This window comes from Chloroflexota bacterium, from assembly GCA_018648225.1.
Lineage (GTDB): Bacteria > Chloroflexota > Anaerolineae > Anaerolineales > UBA11858 > NIOZ-UU35.
This window is the reverse complement of the sequence record JABGRQ010000073.1, coordinates 42,391-60,998: the sequence shown is the minus strand read 5'-3', so window position 1 is coordinate 60,998 and position 18,608 is coordinate 42,391. Positions and strand designations below refer to the sequence as shown.

At 54.3% G+C, this 18,608-nt stretch carries 17 protein-coding genes; 1 reads left to right on the top strand and 16 read right to left on the bottom strand.

The genetic code is table 11. The annotated features are described in order from the left end of the window. Positions 1 to 6: 6 nt before the first annotated feature. Positions 7 to 396 (top strand): hypothetical protein, encoded by a 390-nt coding sequence (locus tag HN413_05870; protein MBT3389920.1) that lies wholly within the window; start codon positions 7 to 9, stop codon positions 394 to 396. 20 nt (positions 397 to 416) lie between these two features. Here the strand turns inward: HN413_05870 and HN413_05865 are convergent, their stop codons facing one another. From HN413_05865 to HN413_05790, 16 genes are all read right to left on the bottom strand, one after another. Continuing rightward, positions 417 to 1,331 carry a hypothetical protein gene (locus tag HN413_05865; GenBank protein MBT3389919.1) on the bottom strand — a complete coding sequence of 305 codons (915 nt, stop codon included), beginning with the start codon at positions 1,329 to 1,331 and terminating at the stop codon, positions 417 to 419. Continuing rightward, complete coding sequence (locus HN413_05860) at positions 1,324 to 2,178, bottom strand: hypothetical protein (GenBank protein ID MBT3389918.1); 855 nt, start codon at positions 2,176 to 2,178, stop codon at positions 1,324 to 1,326. Before HN413_05860 ends, HN413_05865 begins: the two co-directional genes overlap by 8 nt. Before the next feature lie 86 nt (positions 2,179 to 2,264). Beyond that, entirely contained in the window at positions 2,265 to 2,744 is a 480-nt protein-coding gene (locus HN413_05855) for a YbaK/EbsC family protein (protein MBT3389917.1), read from the bottom strand. 18 nt (positions 2,745 to 2,762) lie between these two features. Next, positions 2,763 to 3,314, bottom strand: a complete 552-nt coding sequence (locus tag HN413_05850; protein MBT3389916.1) for a hypothetical protein — start codon at positions 3,312 to 3,314, stop codon at positions 2,763 to 2,765. Between the two features lies 1 nt (position 3,315). Continuing rightward, on the bottom strand, positions 3,316 to 4,365 hold the full coding sequence (gene recA, locus HN413_05845; GenBank protein MBT3389915.1) for a recombinase RecA: 1,050 nt from the start codon (positions 4,363 to 4,365) through the stop codon (positions 3,316 to 3,318). Positions 4,366 to 4,507: 142 nt separating this feature from the next. Beyond that, positions 4,508 to 4,963 carry an NUDIX domain-containing protein gene (locus tag HN413_05840; GenBank protein ID MBT3389914.1) on the bottom strand — a complete coding sequence of 152 codons (456 nt, stop codon included), beginning with the start codon at positions 4,961 to 4,963 and terminating at the stop codon, positions 4,508 to 4,510. Between the two features lie 105 nt (positions 4,964 to 5,068). After that, positions 5,069 to 6,226, bottom strand: coding sequence for a peptidoglycan DD-metalloendopeptidase family protein (locus tag HN413_05835; GenBank protein MBT3389913.1), 1,158 nt, complete (start codon positions 6,224 to 6,226; stop codon positions 5,069 to 5,071). Then, complete coding sequence (locus tag HN413_05830) at positions 6,223 to 8,196, bottom strand: hypothetical protein (protein ID MBT3389912.1); 1,974 nt, start codon at positions 8,194 to 8,196, stop codon at positions 6,223 to 6,225. Before HN413_05830 ends, HN413_05835 begins: the two co-directional genes overlap by 4 nt. 102 nt (positions 8,197 to 8,298) lie before the next feature. Beyond that, complete coding sequence (locus HN413_05825; protein MBT3389911.1) at positions 8,299 to 9,675, bottom strand: hypothetical protein; 1,377 nt, start codon at positions 9,673 to 9,675, stop codon at positions 8,299 to 8,301. Positions 9,676 to 9,732: 57 nt separating this feature from the next. Next, on the bottom strand, positions 9,733 to 11,046 hold the full coding sequence (locus HN413_05820; protein ID MBT3389910.1) for a hypothetical protein: 1,314 nt from the start codon (positions 11,044 to 11,046) through the stop codon (positions 9,733 to 9,735). Between the two features lie 243 nt (positions 11,047 to 11,289). Continuing rightward, positions 11,290 to 13,230: an ABC transporter ATP-binding protein gene (locus HN413_05815; GenBank protein MBT3389909.1), complete on the bottom strand. Its 1,941-nt coding sequence runs from the start codon at positions 13,228 to 13,230 to the stop codon at positions 11,290 to 11,292. Between the two features lie 213 nt (positions 13,231 to 13,443). Further along, entirely contained in the window at positions 13,444 to 14,862 is a 1,419-nt protein-coding gene (locus HN413_05810; protein MBT3389908.1) for an adenosylhomocysteinase, read from the bottom strand. 9 nt (positions 14,863 to 14,871) lie between these two features. Further along, entirely contained in the window at positions 14,872 to 15,828 is a 957-nt protein-coding gene (locus HN413_05805) for a carbohydrate kinase family protein (GenBank protein ID MBT3389907.1), read from the bottom strand. Between the two features lie 66 nt (positions 15,829 to 15,894). Then, positions 15,895 to 16,998 (bottom strand): S-methyl-5-thioribose-1-phosphate isomerase, encoded by a 1,104-nt coding sequence (gene mtnA, locus HN413_05800; protein MBT3389906.1) that lies wholly within the window; start codon positions 16,996 to 16,998, stop codon positions 15,895 to 15,897. Between the two features lie 49 nt (positions 16,999 to 17,047). Continuing rightward, complete coding sequence (locus HN413_05795) at positions 17,048 to 17,962, bottom strand: CBS domain-containing protein (protein MBT3389905.1); 915 nt, start codon at positions 17,960 to 17,962, stop codon at positions 17,048 to 17,050. 88 nt (positions 17,963 to 18,050) lie between these two features. Then, complete coding sequence (locus HN413_05790) at positions 18,051 to 18,512, bottom strand: universal stress protein (GenBank protein ID MBT3389904.1); 462 nt, start codon at positions 18,510 to 18,512, stop codon at positions 18,051 to 18,053. Between the last annotated feature and the right edge of the window lie 96 nt (positions 18,513 to 18,608).

Here is an 18,608-nt window from a genome sequence, read left to right as displayed (position 1 = left end):
GAAATAATGGATATTTTCTTTACAGACCCTTCTGATGTGCCTTTGCCCCCGGATGAAGTGCGTATCCGCGAGTTTAGCGCCAATCCCTGGCCAGATGGCCGTCGGGTGAAGATATACCTCGAAGTGACACCCTTTCAGCAGCGCCCCAGCGGGGAAGTCATCATTCGTGACGCTTTTGGCAATATGGTTGCCAATGCCAATATTATCGAGACGATTGACCCTAAAATGGAAATCACCATGCACCTGCGTGGTGAAACGCCTTATGGTATCTACAACGCCACAGTGCAACTTTTTTATATTCAGGAATTTGAAGACGAAGTTCAGGAAGAAGGCACGCTGGTGCGCCCGGAACGCATTGATGTTGATTTCGCCGAAACCAGTTTTGAAATTGACTGAAGAAATAATTCCCGGGAATTTTATTCCCGCCAGATAATCGCCAGATTTCCCAATACCCCCCACGATTCCAGAAAACGCTCAATCGAGCGTGTATATACATCTTTGCCGTCGGCAATCCATACCTGATGTTCGTCAAACCCTGTCACCACAACGGTATGCTCGTAGCGGGCTACCGTAATTTCTGAGCCATCACTAGCCGTATACGCCACCGGAGTGCCGCGGACCACATGCCCCACCACCCAAACGATCACAGGATGTCCGGCGTAAATTTCATTTTTCAAACTTTCCCAACTCATATTGTGCATCGGCCAGGCCGAAGCGCCATAAACCCGTAACAGATGCGCCACAGGTTCTGGGTGGACACCATACGGTTCAGGCGGAACCCGCCCCCAATTGCCTTCGACATCGCCCACAAAACCGCTCTGCGGATTGTCTGAGACCGGCAACTGAGATTGAAAGGCCAGTTCATCAATCTGGATGCCGAAAAAAGCCGCCCAATCTGTGGCAGCGCTGGCCTCACAACTTAGCGGGAGCGCCTGTTTGTCGCCCACAAAGCCTTCAATTTTCGAGTTGGGTGGCGGGGTGGATGAGACATGGCGCGTGGGGACGGGAACGGGCGTGTGAGATACTGTCGGAGAAAGAGATGGCGGAATGCGGCGCGTAGCCGTGGGTGGGGGCAGCGGAGTGAGGGTAGGTTGTGCCTCCGCGGGGGTGGCTGTGCCCGTGGCGCTGGGAGACGGGCTGAGCGTGGGCGTGCTGGTATGGGCGAAAGCCTGCACCGTGGAATATCCATCCATAAAGACAAATAATGCCCATCCCAGAAATCCCCCCAGAGCCAGGGCTAGTGTTCCGACGAACAACCATCCCAATGCAGTACTCGCCCTAGATTTGGGTTTCCTCACCGGGGCCGCGCGTCGTCGTGCCTGCTTAGTCATTCCAGATCACCGCCATATTCCCCAAGACACTCCATGAATCCAGAAAATCATTCACCGAGCGTTGATAGACCCAGTCGCCATCCAAAACGGTTACGCGGGTTTCATCATAGCCAATTACGATCACAGTATGCTCGAAGCGCGCCACAGTGGTTTTGGCGCCATCGGTAGATGTATACGCCACCGGTGTGCCGAGTGCAACCCTGCCGATGACCCACACAATGACTGGCTGTCCGGCAGCAATTTCGCTGCGTAGTGCGTCCCAACTCAGGCCAGTTACCGCATCGGCCTTGAGGCCATAGGCCCGCAAGAGTTGCGCCACAGGGCTGGCATGCACGCCATAATCCGCTGGCGGAACCTGTCCCCAGGGCGCGTAAACATTGCCCACAAAGCCCTTGTTGGGGTTGTCGGAAAGTGGCAGGCTGTTGAAGAAGGCCAACTCATCAATGGGAGTACCAAAATAAGCTGCCCAATCTACCGCAGAACGGGCTTCGCAATCTAGCGAGAGTGCAGGCCAGCGGCCAGAAATTCCAGTGATGGCAGCGGCATTCGGAATGCTTGGCGTGAGTGTGGGGAGCGGAGTTTCGGTGAAGGTGGCGGTTGGTGTGCTGCTGGGGGTTATGGATGCGGTCGGGGTAAACGTGTTCGGCTGAAAGGGTGTTACTGTGGGTGGAGCAGGAGTTGCAGACAGGGTGGGAGATTGGGTATTTGTAGGGGATTGTGCAATTGTGGTTGTTGAAACCTGCGCCAGTGTACGCGCCATAAGTCCACTGCGCCCTAGGGCAACAAACAGCAGCCAAAATATCAAACCAGCGGCAACGCCTAGAATACTGAAATACACACGTTTCATATTTGGTCTAGTATACCTAAAAAGATGGTTGTGCGGAGCGCTTTGCGCTCCGCACAACCATCTTTTTAGGATTTTCTGACCGCTGCTTATTTTACAGCAATCACTTGTCCCTGTGTGGCGCGCAATAAATTGTCGGGCGTCAGGCGAAAAACGGCGTTTGGGGTTCCGGCCGCTGCCCAAATGTCATCAAACTGGAACAGGTCTTCGTCAATGAAAGTGTGAATTTTAGTGCTGTGGCCTACCGGCGGTACGCCGCCGATTACAAAACCGGTTTGTGCGCGCACAAAATCGGCATCGGCTTTGCCGATTTTTTCTCCTATATGCTTGGCGAGAAGTTTTTCGTCTACGCGGTTGCCCCCGCTGGCAATTACCAGCAACGCCTGGTCTGATGATTTCAGCCGGAAAATTAGCGACTTGGCAATTTGTGCCACCGTGCAACCAATCGATGCGGCGGCATCAGCCGCGGTGCGCGTGCTGCCGGGTAATTCGACCACGTGCAAATTGAGGCCGATTATATTGAGCGCGTCTTGTACGCGTTGGGCGCTGGCGCTAAGGGGTGAAGTCATATCGTTTTTGTAAAAATCTTATTCTTCTGTTGCGGTTTCGCCTTCGACGACAATATCAATAAAAAACGAAACGCCAAAGGGGGTGCCATCAGGGGCGAAGGCCTGCCAGGCGCTGCGATAAGCTCCCGGTTCATCTGGGGCGGCGAATACCATTCGAATTTCGGTCTCGGTGCCGCTCAGGGCCGGGTAAAGCGCCTGGGGGGAAGGCGCGCCCATGATAGGGCCAGCAACCAGCCGAACTTCATATTCCGTATTCCAATTGCAGGTTCCAGTATTGCGCACTTTCCAGCGTTTGTCGAGACCATCCCCCGGAGCAACGACAGTTCCATCTTCGATACTGAGGTCTTCAAGAAATTGCAGATTGTTGCTGCAAACGGGCGTGGGCGTGGGTAAGCTGACTGCCGTGAGTTTAGCAGCCTCGGTGGCCTGAAAATCAAGCATGGCCGGGTCAACCGTCGGGGGTTTGTATACATCGAGTGTTGGAGTTCCGCGCGTATCTTCCGCGCGGCAGCCTGTTATCATCAGCCCGATCAGCAAACTTAGCACTATCCAACGCCAATGGATGCGCATACTAATCTTCCATCATCTCTTCTTCATCATCCACAATACGCGCCGGGGCGCTGTTTTCCATCGAAGATTGGCGGATCAGGGTTTCGATCTCCATAAGCAGATCGGGGTTATCGCGCAAGAATTCTTTGGCATTTTCGCGGCCCTGCGCCAGGCGCAAGTCGCCATACGAATAATACGAACCACGTTTGGAGATGATATCCATATCGGTGCCCAGGTCAACGATGTCGCCGACTTTTGAGATGCCTTCGTTGTACATGATGTCAAATTCGACGGTTTGGAAGGGGGGTGCAACTTTATTCTTGACCACGCGCACACGCGTGCGATTACCGATAATCTCTGAACCAACTTTGATCGATTGAATGCGGCGCACATCCAGGCGCACCGAGGCGTAGAATTTGAGCGCCTGCCCGCCGGTGGTGGTTTCGGGATTACCAAACATCACGCCGATTTTCTGACGAAGCTGGTTGGTGAAAATTACGGCGGTGTTGGTTTGCTTGATCGCTCCAGAGAGCTTGCGCAATGCTTGAGACATCAGGCGGGCCATCAGGCCCATGTGGGCATCGCCCATATCGCCTTCAATTTCGGCGCGCGGCACCAGCGCCGCCACAGAGTCGATTACGACCATATCGACTGCGCCGGAACGAACCAGAGCTTCAACAATTTCCAGGGCTTGTTCGCCCGTATCGGGTTGCGAAATCAGTAGATTTTCAACATCTACACCACACGCGGCAGCATAGCGCGGATCAAGAGCGTGCTCCATATCAATAAATGCAGCCGTACCCCCCATATTTTGTAGCTCGGCCACAATATGCTGGCAGATAGTTGTTTTGCCGGAAGATTCCGGCCCGTAAATTTCAGTCACCCGGCCGCGGGGAATCCCGCCTACGCCCAGTGCAATATCCAGCGATAGCGAACCGGTTGGGATGACATCTACCGACATGTGGGTTGCATCACCCAGACGCATAATCGTGCCTTCGCCGTAACGCTTTGCCAAATCGCCCATGGCTTTGTCGAGTGCAGCCTGACGGGCATCTGATGAATCTTTCGCCATTTTTTACTCCTTTATTCAATCTCACGTCAAGTAAACCAAAAAATAAATCAGTTTTGCGGCTTTAAGTGAGAAACTACTTTGATATTTTACTCGTTCTTTTACATCTGGTCAGCGAAACCTCGCAACCTTTCATAAATTTCTATCAAATCATCTCGTACTGGGGACTATCTCCATTTAGATAATGTTCGATTTGCTGCTTGCTTCCGGGAGAAATATCGGCGGGTAGCTGCTGCAAATTGAAGAAGGTGCATTGCTCAATTTCGTCATCGGAAACGCCATTTAACGAAAAATCACGCGATAGAAAAACAACCACGTGATCGATCTTGCGATATTCCCGATGTGAATAAATGCCAAACAAGGTAACATCACGCAAATCAGCTCCGACTTCTTCCGAAGTTTCACGCCGGGCAGCAGCTTGCAGCGATTCGCCTTGTTCGACCAATCCCCCCGGTAAAAACCATTCATCTTGATAGACATGTTTTACGAGCAATATCTGATCTTCTTTTACCATCAAGACACGAACACCAATGGATAGCGGCTTCAGCAATAACCAAAGTCCGCGTAACACCATGTAAAAGTACTTGTTTATGAAATCCATTCAGAATTTAGCTCAATTTTAGCACGAATGTTCTAGTTGTCAAGGTTTGACAAGTTTGCCCTCACCCTGATTCGAGCGCAGCGAGAATCAGGGTGAGGGCAAGCATTAATTCTCAAGCGTTGGCGTCGCCGTTGGGTCTAAATCCGATGGATCAAACCTGGCTCCCGGCAGCGGCGGCGGGTTGGTGCCAAAGCCGTTTTTGCCCTGAAACGATAAAAAACTCACCCGGCCCGGATTGATGTCAAATTCAAGTGTGTAGAGTTTGCCTGAATATGAAGTCTGAATTTCGTAGCGTCCGGCAGGCAAGTCGCCGACAACCAGATTTTCCTGATAATATAAATCCAGGTTTACCGCGCCATCCGCATAAGAATAAGCGCGCCACTCTTGCCCGGTATTGATCGAGATAATCTTCATCGGATGGTAGTAGGCGGTTTTGCCATTGGTGCGTTTGACTTGCATCACCAGTATCCCCCAGCCTTGGGGAGGCACCAGCCATAATTCGGGGTTGAGTGTGTAGAAGAAATTCATCTCGCCCCAACGAACTTCGAGATGCAGGTGCGGTCCGGTCACTTTGCCGGTGGAACCGACCAGCCCCAATTCATCGCCAGTTTTTACAGTTGTCCCGCGGCGCACAAAAATTTCATGCAAATGCCCATAGACGGTAAACAATTGCTTGCCGCGGTAGCCAAAGTCGTGCTGAATCACCACGGCCTGTCCGTAGGGATCGCTGGTATCGCCATACACGCCGCGGTACAGGCCATAGCCCGACCAGACTACTTTACCATCGCCCGCGGCCAGCACTGGCGTGCCCGGCGGGGCGGGGATATCTACCCCGGTATGCACCACATTTTCAAAGAAAACCCCCCCATAACGATACTCGTCTAACGGCCAGTTGACTTCGTTTGCGGCGATGGGCCGCGAAAAATAGAAATGATCCATCGCGGTGGGTTCCCAGGGGATCGGATACAATGCCGGTCGCCAGATCGAAACCGGGGGTGGTTCTGCCGCGGGGAAAACCAGGCGCAGCGGATCATCAACTGGGGTGGGGAGGGGAGTCTCCGCCACGGGGTTGGGATTGGCGGCGAGTGTGGCAACCACCTGCGTGGCTGTGGCGACAGCCTGCTCGGGGGTGAGGCTTGCCAGCGGGCCAGATTCTGCCTCTTGGGCTGATTCAGCCTGAAAGGGGATTCCATCCCCAAGCGTACACGCGGGGAGGAACAGCAGCACGGCGACAGCCGTTATCAGGATAATATGTTTTTTCATGGTGTGGATGTGCTGGTTATGAGGGGCAGAGTCGGTGAGGGTGTCACGGTGGGGCTTAGCGTGCGGGTGGGACTTAGCGTTATGCTGGGTGTGAGTGTGCGCGTGGGGGTGAGGGTTGGCGTGAAGGTGAAGGTAGGCGTTGGCGTGGGGGTATTGGTGGGAATTTCGGTGGGCGTGATGAGAATTTCGCGTGGATACAGTTCGAGCATTGCCGATTGCCAGTCGAGGCCGTCGGTGCGCACAAATTCGTTAAAGCGTGTGGCGCTGTAGGCTGACCGCCAGTTCGAGAAAGAAGGCAGGCGCTGCCAGCCGTAGTTGCCTGCCAGCTCAGTGATGTCGATCCAGTAGCCTGCGGGGATATTGGACATAAGCGCGCCGCCCTGTTCGTAGGGCCGCGGTTCGGCGCGATAGCGGGCATCGAAGTCCCAGGGCAGGGCGTGCAGCGGCTCTCCCAGTGTGCCATCCTGATAGCGGGCGCGTAGGTAAACGCGCCAATAGGTTTCCTGACCGAAATCTTGGCGCACAACTGCCATCCAACCCGCATGAATCGGTAGCGGGCTGAGGGCAAAGGCGCGCCCGGTGTAGAGCCAATCTTGTTGATAGCCGGGCTGCAATGGAATGGTGAGCGGGACGTAGGCGTTTTCGAGACTGGCGAGGGCATCCCAGCCGGTTTGCACGGCCACTTGGGCACGCAGGCCATTGAAAGCTTCGTCAACGCGGTCGTGTAGTTTGGGGTAGGGCGCGCTGACATCGCCAAGCTCAACGATATTCCAGCGCTCGCCGGGGATTTCAGGATTCGGCTCAATGGCCGGATTCCACAATAGGGTAGGTGTGGCCGACTGTTGGTTGGGGAGCAGGCTCTCGACGCTCAGGTCGGCCCAGGTGAGGCTCACGATGCTCCCTGGAAGCGCCACAGGGGGCAACCAGACCAAATCGGGCTGGGCGATGTCGTAGCCGGTGAGATAGGTTTGGTGGGGCGTTTCGAGGGTGGCGTAGATGATGCTGCCGGTGCGGCTCCAGGCGGGCTGGTCACCACTGACCAGCGCCAACGGCGGGCGTTGGGGCGTTTCGCTATCCCAGGAGAAAATCTTGTGGAAGCCATCTTCGAGAATTGCCCCCCAACTGAGATAGCGTCCATCTGCCGACCATAAAGGATGCGCGGCACGGGATTCATTCAGGTTTTCGATGGACTTAAAACGTTCTTCGCCGCTTTTATCCAGATCGGCGAGCCAGATTTGCTCGCGTCCGCTACGGGTTGAGACAAAGGCAATCAGGCGGCCACGCGGCGACCACGCCGGAGCGAAATCGCCCCCCAGATGGTTGGTGACAGCCAACGGGTCGCCACTGCCATCGGCGGCCTGAATAAAAATATCCAGGTTGTTTTCGGCATAGCCCTCATAGGCCAGCCACAGGCCATCGGGCGACCATGAAGGCGAGGCTTTGTAACCGGGCTGTTGGGTCAGCGGGGCAATTTGTCCGTTTTCGAGATTCCAGATATAAATTTGCCAGCCCCCACTGCGGTTGGATGCGAAGGCCAGGCGAGTTCCATCGGGGCTGAGCGCCGGAGTGATGTCGTTCCAATCGCCGTTGGTGAGGCGCGTCAGGGGTAAAGTTGCGCCGCCGTACTCCACAGGCCGATAGGCGAAGAGATGGGTATCCAGCCCTTCGCGGATGGCGAGCAGCAGCAGGCCGATTTCGTCGGCCGGCAGGGGGGCGCGGTCCGGGATGGCTTCGGCGGCGGCTACCGCGGGGGATGCGCTGGGGGTGGGAGGTTCACTGAAGTTAACTTCCGGCGCCTGGGTTATGGCAAGGGACGGGTAGTTGAACTGCGCCCGCAACGCCACCCAGCCTAGCGCGCCAATGGCGATCAGGACAATCATCAAAAACAGAAAGACGCTCAGGCGCGAAAATGAAACCCGGCGCGAGCGGTGTTTTTTTGTTTTTCTCGGTGATTCAGCGGGGGGTTGCATGGGGTGATTTTAACACGTTTTTTAACGCAAAGGCACAAGGGTGCAAGGGCGCAAAACTCTTCATATATTTTTCTTTGTGTCTTTGCTTCTCTGCGCCTTGCGTTAAAACTGTCTTAGCCAGTTGGGCAAATGTGGCTTGATACGATTGTTCACACGTTTTCCCCACCCCAGCGGGAAGCCATCCACGGTGAGCATCACCCAGCCATTCTCGCCGGGTGATGACAGCACTTCGCCGCGCAGGTACGCGGCCAGGGCTGCATCGCCAACGACCAGATTGTGAGTGTTTTTTATCTGAGTGGGTTGTAAACCCATTGCCAGAGCGTGTGAGGGTTCAAAGCGGTTTTTCTTGGCTATCCCCAACCACCAGCCCCAGTGAACCACGCGTAGCCCGCGTAGATCGGGGCAGCCTGCGGGCAGGGTGTAAATATATGCGCCTTGCTGGGAAAGGTGTGTTTCATCGGGCTGCCGGTGCAGGGTTTGCGTGCAGAATTGCTGGAAATCGTGCCGCGCGGCGTTCTCCGGCGGGGTGGCCTGAGCCTCCCGAAGCGGATTCTCCTCCCCGCTTGTTTTGCGCAGGACGGCGATGAAATGACCTTCACCCGGCGCATTGTGCGGCCACAGGCGTATTAATTGCTTCAAAGCTGGATTCTGTAAATGCTCATCGTCCAGCCAATCGGGGCGGCCCGGGGAAAAGCCGGGGTAACGCGGCGGGGATTCAATTTCGAACTCGGGATGCTTGGTCAGAAAACGGGCGATGCTGCCCTCATCTTCGGTAGGGGTGAAGGTGCAGGTGGAATAGACTAATATTCCCCCAGGGCGCACCAATAGAGCCGCCTCGGCGAGGATAGTATCCTGACGCAGGGCGCAACTCTCGACGAGTTTGGGCATCCAGTCGCTGCGGGTGGCGGGTTCCTTGCGGAACATACCTTCGCCCGAGCAGGGCGCATCGACGAGAACGCGGTCGAAAAAAGCGCCAAAATGGGCTGCCAGCCGTGCGGGGGTCTCATTGAGTACGACGGTGTTTGTTGCCCCCCAGCGTTCGATATTTTTTGCCAGCACTTGGGCGCGATGCGCCATCAGATCGTTGGCGATCAGCAAACCGCGGTTTTGCATCCGGGCAGCAATATGGGTAGTTTTGCCCCCAGGCGCGGCAGCCAGATCGAGGATGCGTTCGCCGGGCTGCGGATTGAGCAATTCGGTCACAGCCATTGCGGCAGGGTCTTGCAGGTAATATAGCCCGGCGGTATGGTAAGGGTGTTTGCCGGGGCGTTCACTGGAATCGACTAAAAATCCGGCTGGCGCCCAGGGAACAGGTGCCAACTTGAAAGGAGTTCGTTCAGCGAAAGCCGCGGGGATGAGTTTTAGTGTGTTGACGCGTAAACCAATCTCGGCAGGTTCATCGTAATGAGCCAGAAAGGCTTCAAATTCATCCCCCAATTGATTTTTTATGCGTGCCAGAAACTCGGCTGGAATTTCCACAGAAAGAGTGTGACAGGTGACAATCACCTATGAAGTGACTGTCACCTGTGGTTGCGCTTATTCGGATTCTTGAATTTCGAGTAGTTCGACTTCAAAGACCAGGGTAGCATCGGGTGGAATCAGACCGCCCGCGCCATTTTCGCCATAGGCCAGATCAGACGGGATAATCAGTTGGCGCGTGCTGCCGACTTGCATCGTGGCTACACCTTCATCCCAACCTGCAATGACATAACCATCGCCCAGCACAAAGGAGAAGGGTTCGCCGCGGGTAAGGGAGCTATCGAACATGGTGCCATCGGCGAGCCAGCCGGTGTAGTGGACGACCACAGTTTGCCCGGCTTCGGGGGTGGCACCGTCACCGGCGATAATATCGTAGTATTGCAAGCCGCTCTCGGTAGTGGTGAATTCTTCGGGGTCAATCTCGGTGATTGTTGGCGGGTTGAAGACATCAAGGAGTTCGATTTCCATGATAAGCGTGGCATTGGCAGGAATTTCGCCTGAACCCGTTTCGCCGAGTGCTAGATCGGGGGGAATGACCAACAGGCGCTTGCCATTGCTCTTCATGCCGGTAACGCCTTCATCCCAGCCGGGGAAGACGACATCGCCGCGGCCAATCACAAACGAGACGGGCTGGCTGCCATCGGAGGAAACAATGAAGGTATTTTCTTCTTCGCCTTGCACCCAGAGGGTGTAGTTGGTGGTAACGTTGCTGTTGGCTTCGGCAACTTCGCCGTCGCCTTCAACCAGATCGTAGTATTGCAAACCGCTTTCGGTAGCCACCATTTCATCGGCTGCGACTTCGCTGGGGACAGGAGGCGCTTCAACAGAAATTAGCGTGACTTCCATGATAAGTTCCGTGTTGGGCGGGATCATGCCGTAGCCTTCTTCGCCAAAGGCCAACTCAGGCGGCAGCACAAGCTGCGCGCTGCCGCCAACCTGCATCAGCATAATGCCTTCTTCCCAACCGGGCAGCAGTTGCTCGCGCCCCAGAATAGCAATTGCAGGCGTGCCTTGCGCGTATGTGTTGACGAGTTCGGTGCCATCTGCCAGGTTGCCAACGACTTCCATCGTGACAATATCCCCGGCTTGTGGGGTATCTCCCTCGCCAGCGCTAATTTCAAGGTATTGCAGGCCGCTTTCGGTGACCAGGGCGCCTTCGAGCACAATTGGTTCGGGGACAGGCGTGGCATCGCCGGTGAAGAAGGTTACGGCGCTTTCGATGGTGGGTACTACATCTTCTTCAGCGGGGATGGATTCGATCTCGGCGCTTTCGGTTGCTGCGGGAGCTTCTTCGGCCTGACAGGCTGTCAGTGCGGTAAGGAGCAAAGCTGCGATGAGCAGCCAACTAAACTTTTGAGAATGTTGTTTCACTTGTATCTCCTAATTTTATAAGCAGGACTTGCGCAGGCAAAACCCGAAAATAGGGGTGTGTTGGGCGCTTCGCGCCCAACACACCCCTATTTTCGGCACATATTTTAGCGAACTGCGTAAGTTCTAATCAGAATTTCCACCGGATTGTATCATGCGTTGTTGGTATTTCTGTAGCTATTAATAAATGCTCATATTTGCAGGTTTTTTGCGATCGCAAGCGAGAACTCCTGCCCAGTATAAGCGCTATTGTGCAGGATCTACTTTAAACTGTGTCTCGTACAGGGTTTTATACAAACCGCCTTGTATGAGCAATTCTTCGTGATTGCCTTGTTGCACCAATCGTCCGCCATCGAGCACTAGAATTTTGTCGGCAGCCAGAATGGTGGAAAGCCGGTGAGCAATCACCAGGCTGCTGCGGCCTCGCATAACCTTTTGCAACGCGTGCTGAATTAACTCCTCCGAGAGTGAATCCAGGCTGGAGGTGGCTTCATCGAGCACCAGAATACGCGGATCGCGCAAAATGACGCGCGCAATTGCCATACGCTGGCGTTCTCCCCCGCTCAGGCGGTAGCCGCGCTCGCCAACTACCGTATCGTAGCCATCGGGCAGCCCGGCGATGAGTTCGTGAATATTGGCGGCCTGGGCGGCAGCGACCATTTCGGCTTCGCTGGCATCAGGCCGCGCATACAATAAGTTGGCGCGGAGGGTTTCGTAGAACAGGTATGTTTCCTGCGTGACCATGCCGATATTCTCGGCTAACGAATTCAGGGTTAGGCCTCGGATGTCTTGCCCGTCGATGCGTACGCGCCCGTGGGTGGGATCATAGAGCCGCGGAATCATATAGGTGATGGTAGATTTTCCCGCTCCGCTGGGACCGACCAGGGCAACCAACTCCCCGGGCTGGATGCTGAAATTGATGTCTTGCAACGCCCATTGGGTGGGCGACTCGCCTGCCTCGGGGCTGGTACCTGACCCCTCGCCTGCCTTCTCTTTGCCGCGCTTGAGATGCGATTCATCGGCGCGGAACCAGGTGAAGCGGGCGATCTCGTCCAGGCCGATCTTCTCGGTGCCGAGTCCCTCATAGGCGAAGGAAATATCTTCAAATTGAATCTGCCCTTTGACCTGAGTCAAGCGCCGGGCGTTCGTCCGTTCGGCGATCTCCACAGGAATATCCAACACTTCAAAAACGCGTTCAAAGCTGACCATACTCTGGGAGAATTCGATCTGGGCGTTGGTGAGGGCCATGAGCGGGTTGTAAAGCTGGGTGAGATAGGTGCCGAAAGCCACAATTGTCCCGATAGTGAACTCGCCGCGTAATACCAGATGCCCACCCACCCAGAATACCACCGCAGACCCCACCGCACTGACTACGCTCAGTAACATGAAGAACCAGTGCATGGTTACCGCCGAGCGCACGCCGATATCGCGCACGGAATCACTGTCACGGCTGAAGCGGTCATATTCGCGCTGCTCGCGCCCAAAGAGCTTGACCAGCAGCGCTCCGCTGATATTGAGGGTCTCGTTCATGGATGCGTTCATCTCGGCATTGAGCTCCATTGAGCGACGACTGAGGCGGCGCAAGATGCGCCCAATGCGCCGTGCGGGGATGATGAAGAGCGGCAGAATCGCCAGCCCGAGCAGCGTCAGCCGCCATTCCAGGGCCAGCATAATGCCCAGGGTGACGATCGCGGATACCAGATTTGAGACGAGCGAAACGAGAATATTGCTGATGGCACGCTGTGCCCCGACGACATCGTTGTTGAGGCGCGACATCAACTCGCCGGTGCGCGTTTGGGTAAAGAAACGCAGCGACATGCGCTGTAAATGGGCGTAGAGGGCGCGGCGCAAATCGTAGATGACGCCCTCGCCAATCGCCGAATTCAAACGCCGCTGCCACACGCCGACCACGCCATTTATAAGCGGCACACCGATCATGCCCAAAGCCAACCAGTTGAGGCGCGTTAGATCGCCGTTGGGGATGGCGTTATCAATCAGATCGCGGTATAGCAACGGGGAAACCAGCGTGATACTGGAAATTAAGAGAATAGTAATCAGCAAGCCGATTACAGCTTGGCGATAGGGTTGTGCAAAATCCCAAACCCGCAGCAATAACTCGCGAGTGATTTTAGTATGATCTTGTTTCTCATCGTGGCGGATGTAAGCCCACCAGCCAGCTCCGTGCATGCCCATAAGACCTCCGTAGAAAAGTAAACCACACAGTCACGAAGACACAAAGGTTTTCTATCAAGTTTTCTTCGTGACTTTGAGTCTTTGTGGTTCTTCAGCATTGTATAAAAATGTATCCAGGATGTGAATTGTACCAACGAAAACCATTAAAAAAGCCCGCCGAAATCGACGGGCTTAACTTTCAACTTGCAACCTTCAACCTGTAACGGTTTAATAGCGATAGTGATCGGGTTTGTAAGGCCCTTCAATGTGAACGCCAATATAGTCGGCTTGCTCTTTTGAGAGTTCGGTCAGATTGACGCCAATCTTTGCAAGGTGCAACCGGGCAACTTCTTCATCCAATTTCTTGGGAAGCGTGTAAACATGATTTTCATATTTCTCGTTGTTCTGCCAGAGTTCCATCTGCGCCAAAACCTGGTTGGTGAAACTGTTGGACATCACAAAGCTGGGATGACCCGTGGCACAACCAAGGTTAACCAGGCGTCCCTTTGCTAGCAAGATGATTTTCTTGCCATCAGGGAAGATAATATGGTCAACTTGCGGTTTGATTTCGTCCCATTCGTACTGTTCAAGGCTGGCAACGTCAATTTCGTTGTCGAAATGACCGATATTGCAGACGATGGCTTCGTCTTTCATCTGGGCCATGTGATCGTGGGTAATGACGTGGAAGTTGCCAGTAGCGGTGACGAAAATATCAGCCTGCGAACATACTTCATCCATACGCACAACGCGATACCCTTCCATCGCTGCCTGCAAGGCGTTAATGGGATCAATTTCTGTAATCCAGACAGTGGCACCCAAACCGCGCAAAGACTGGGCGCTGCCTTTACCAACATCACCATAACCAAGCACAACGGCGATCTTGCCAGCGATCATGACGTCGGTGGCGCGTTTGATGCCATCCACGAGCGATTCGCGGCAGCCATAAAGATTGTCAAATTTAGATTTAGTGACAGAATCGTTGACATTGAAAGCGGGGAAGGGGAGTTTGTCCTCTTCAAAGAGTTGATAGAGGCGATGTACACCAGTGGTAGTCTCTTCAGAGACACCCTGAATGGCTTCGAGACGTTCGCCGTACCAGCCGGGTTTCTCGCTCAGGCGTTTGCGGATGGCAGTGAAGAGGGCAACTTCTTCTTCGCTGCCGGGATTATCCAGCACGGAGGGGTCTTTTTCGGCATTGGAGCCAAGAATTACAAGAAGGGTAGCATCGCCGCCATCGTCCAAAATGAGATTGGGGGTGCCGCCGTCTGCCCATTCCATGATGCGGTGGGTGAACTCCCAGTATTCGTCCAGATTTTCGCCTTTATAAGCAAAAACGGGGATACCCAGATCAGCAACCGCGGCGGCTGCGTGATCCTGCGTGGAGAAGATATTGCAGGAAGCCCAGCGCACATCTGCGCCCAATTTGACGAGTGTTTTTATCAGCACAGCGGTCTGGATGGTCATATGCAGTGAGCCTGCAATCCGCGCGCCAGCTAAGGGTTTTGCCTGGCCATATTTTTTCTGCAAGGTCATCAAACCGGGCATTTCTTTTTCGGCAATGGCGATCTCTTTATGACCCCATTCGGCAAGTGACATATCTGCCACATAATAATCAGTCGTTGTTTCTTTCAATACAGTGTCTAACATTTTTTCTCCTTAACGAATTAATACATCCAACGCGCCATCATCATCAAAATGTTCACGGAAGCGCGTTATGAATTCTTTGGGGGTGAAACTGTGTTCTTGGGTGCCTTTAGATTCCAGGCAATATGTGGCCGCCAAAGCGCCAATTTTACCGCAGATTTCCCAATCGAGGCTGTGAGAATAACCCGTCAGGAAACCGCCGCGGAAGGCGTCGCCCACGCCGGTGGGGTCGGCGATTTGAGCAGGAGTCACCACGGGGGTGCGAATCTCTTCGTCGCCCACGTAAATAGAAGCCCCATCTTTGCCACGCGTCACTACTGTGAAGGCGCGGCCACCCAAAATTTCAGCTTCGCTCATCCCGGTGCTTTTCTTGACCAATTCAAATTCGTAGTCGTTAACCATCAGGGCGCAGCAGCCCTCCACACCGGCGCGCAAATCTTCACCGCTCATGCGCGGAATTTGCTGGCTGGGATCGTAAAGATAGGGAATGCCGAGGGCCTGACACTCGACGGGATATTGCACCATCGCATCGGGGGCATTGGGCGAGACAACCACCAAATCGGGTTGGTTCGCGAGGTCGTGAAAAGACAACTCCCCGGCGTGATCCATGGCCCCGGGGTAAAAACTGGCAATCTGGGCGTTGGATTCATCCGTGTTGGCGAAAAACGAAGCCGTGAATTTGCCTTCGACAACTTTCATCAGTTTGGTGTCTACGCCCGCAGTTTCAAGAAAAGAGCGGTAATCGGAAAAATCTTCGCCAACGGTGGCCATGACGCGCGGCTTGCCGCCGAGCAGCGCCAGGGTGTAGGCAATATTGGGCGCAATTCCGCCGCGGTGACGCACCATTGAAGTAACGAGAAACGATAGGCTGATCGAATCCAGCTTTTCGGGCAGAAAGTGATCTTTGAAGAGACCGGGGAAGGTCATCAGGTAGTCGTAGGCGACGGAGCCAGTTAATACAATATCCATATGTTCCTCTTCAGGGTTGAAAGTTGAAGGTTACAGGTTTAACGTTCAACTTTCAACCTTCAATTTTTAACGTTTTACCAAAGGTGCGAGATTTGTTATGAATGGGGGATACGCCACCCCGTTTTCAGTCACGATGCCCGTAACAAGCCTGTGCGGTGTGACATCGAAAGCTGGATTGCGTGCCGAGGCGCCTTCGGGGAATGCAGCCTGCCCCTGGAAGGTTAGCGACAGAACTTCGGCTTGAGTGCGTTCTTCGATGGGGATTTCTGCCCCGGTGGCGAGTGTCATGTCAATCGTCGAGGTGGGTACCACGGGGTAGAAAGGTACGCCGTTATCGTAGGCAGCCAGTGCCAGCATATAAGTGCCAATTTTGTTGCACACATCGCCGTTGGCGGCGGTGCGGTCGGAGCCGACGAAGACTTTATCCACTTGCCCGCTGCTGAGGAAATGCCCGGCGGCGTTATCGCTGATGATGTCGTAGGGGATGCCGTATTGGGTGAGTTCCCAGGCCGTCAGACGTGAGCCTTGCAGGCGCGGGCGAGTCTCATCGACGAGAACGTGGATGCGCTTGCCCTGTTCATGTGCCAAACGGATCACGCCCAAGGCGGTGCCCCAATCAACAGTCGCTAGCGCGCCTGTGTTGCAGTGATGAATGATCGTATCGCCGTCTTCAATGAGTTCTGCGCCATGACGTGCCATGCGCTGGTTGATTTCAACATCTTCATCGGCGATGCGTTGGGCTTCGGTGAGAACGGCGGCGCGTAAATCCGCAAGAATTCCCCCAGCCTCCGCCCTCCCCCACCGGGGGAGGGGACTTAGTTGCCCCCTCTCCCCCTGGGAGAGGGTTTGGGTGAGGGAATTCAAGATACGATCCAACGCCCAGGCCAGGTTGACAGCGGTAGGGCGAGCTTTTTTGAGCAGGTCGGCGGCAGATTTTAGATCGGTGAGTAAGCCCTCGGGAGTGGTTGCGCCCGATTGAATGGCAGCCAACGCCAAGCCGAATCCCGCTGCTGCGCCAATCGCCGGTGCGCCGCGCACAACCATATCTGTAATCGCCTGCGCAACAGCGCGATAATCATCAAAAACGGCTACTTCAAATGTTCCGGGGAGCAGCCGTTGGTCGATCATCTGGAGTTTGTGGGTGGTGAAATCCCATTCGACGGTTTTCATATGCAATCCTGTCAAAACCGGGGAAGTGTATCATGCCTGTCAGGGGCTGTCAAAGCCTTGCCAAAATTTCGAGCAGGGTGATGTGGCCCATGACATGATAAAACGGATCAACCACGGGCAACTCACTAAGATTGTGTTCTTTCATGCGCTGATAGGTTTCAGCCAGATCGGCAGTGGTGTGAGCGTAAACCGGCTCGTCCATAATGTCGGCGGCGAGCAAATTGATATTGGGGGCGGAGTATTGCAACGCTTTGTTATAACCGTCGGATTCATCCACAAAGGCTTCGGGGACAATTGGGGCGAGCAATACTTCGGCAAGGGTGGCGATGGGGATAATGCCCATAAGCCGTTGCTCGGTGTTGACCACGCAGGCCATAGAAACCGTAGAATTTTCAAGCATTCGGGGCAGGATTTCACCGATGGGCGTATCCACACGCACGATGATAGGGTCCAGATCGAGGGTGTGAATGATTTCGCCGACCTGCAATTGACGTTGGCTGCTCCTATCAGAGAGGGCATCACGCCCGTAGGTTTCCTTGACATCTTCGTAGAACCATTTCAACAAATTGGAGGGTTCTTTTTGTTCAGGTTCTTCAATCTCTTGGGTGGGGGGCGTATGCCGCCATTTTTGCAGGCCCATGACGTTATCAATGGGCATAGTGAAGAGAACGCCGCTGCGCGGGCTATCAAAGCCCTTGACCACGCGGTCGGCTTCGGAGATGGCGCGTTCCAAAGTTTCAGGATCATCAATCAGGCTGAGCAGGGTGCGCTGACCGGGTTCGTCCGGGGTGAACATATTCAGCAGGCTGCCCAATCCGCCGCGGCGCACTTGTTTCTGAGCCTGGAATCCACCCATGCTGGGTAAAATCGTCACACCGGGGACATTGGCACGGTTCCAGGCGCGTAAGAGTTTCGAGAGTAATTTGGGTTCGTGTAAAATAACGATGAGTGCTGTGGTAGTCATAGTTTCTATTCGTAAATGGAACCGCAGATAAGTACGGATGAACGCTGATTTTTATTTTTTTCTGCGTTTATCTGCGTGTATCCGCGGTTCATTCGGGTTCGACGATTTCGACTTGAATATGCAGAGCGTCTTGTAGCTGTTGGATAAATTCTTTCAGGCTTTGGCTTTTGAAAGCCGCTTCGCCCAAAGCCGTGGTGGGTTCGCCGATGACCAGCAAATCTGGACGCAGTTCCAAAACAGCTTTGTGGAGTTGTGCTTGCACATCACCTTCGCGCACCAGGTAGGCAGCTTGCGAAACACCGCGGCGTTCGGCGCGGTCAATCAGCATCAGCATGGCAAAATTGCCCATATCGTGTAGCTGTTTGTAAACGGTTTTCAGGGGCATCATTGACGGGCCGGATGATTTTAAAAATTCGGCGTTGATGGCGTGTACAAAGGTCAGTTTGGCGTTGTGCTCCAGCGCCAGATTAATAGCACGGGTGACGGTGGCGCGGCTGCTGGGTTTGCCGTACACGGCACAGATGATAGATCGAATGTTTTTTTCGGACATGAGATTTCCTATACGCTATAACGCCAGGGCGCAAAGGGACAAAGTCGCAAAGTTCTTTGATAAAACAGCAACATACTTACAGCGTTTTCTTTGCAC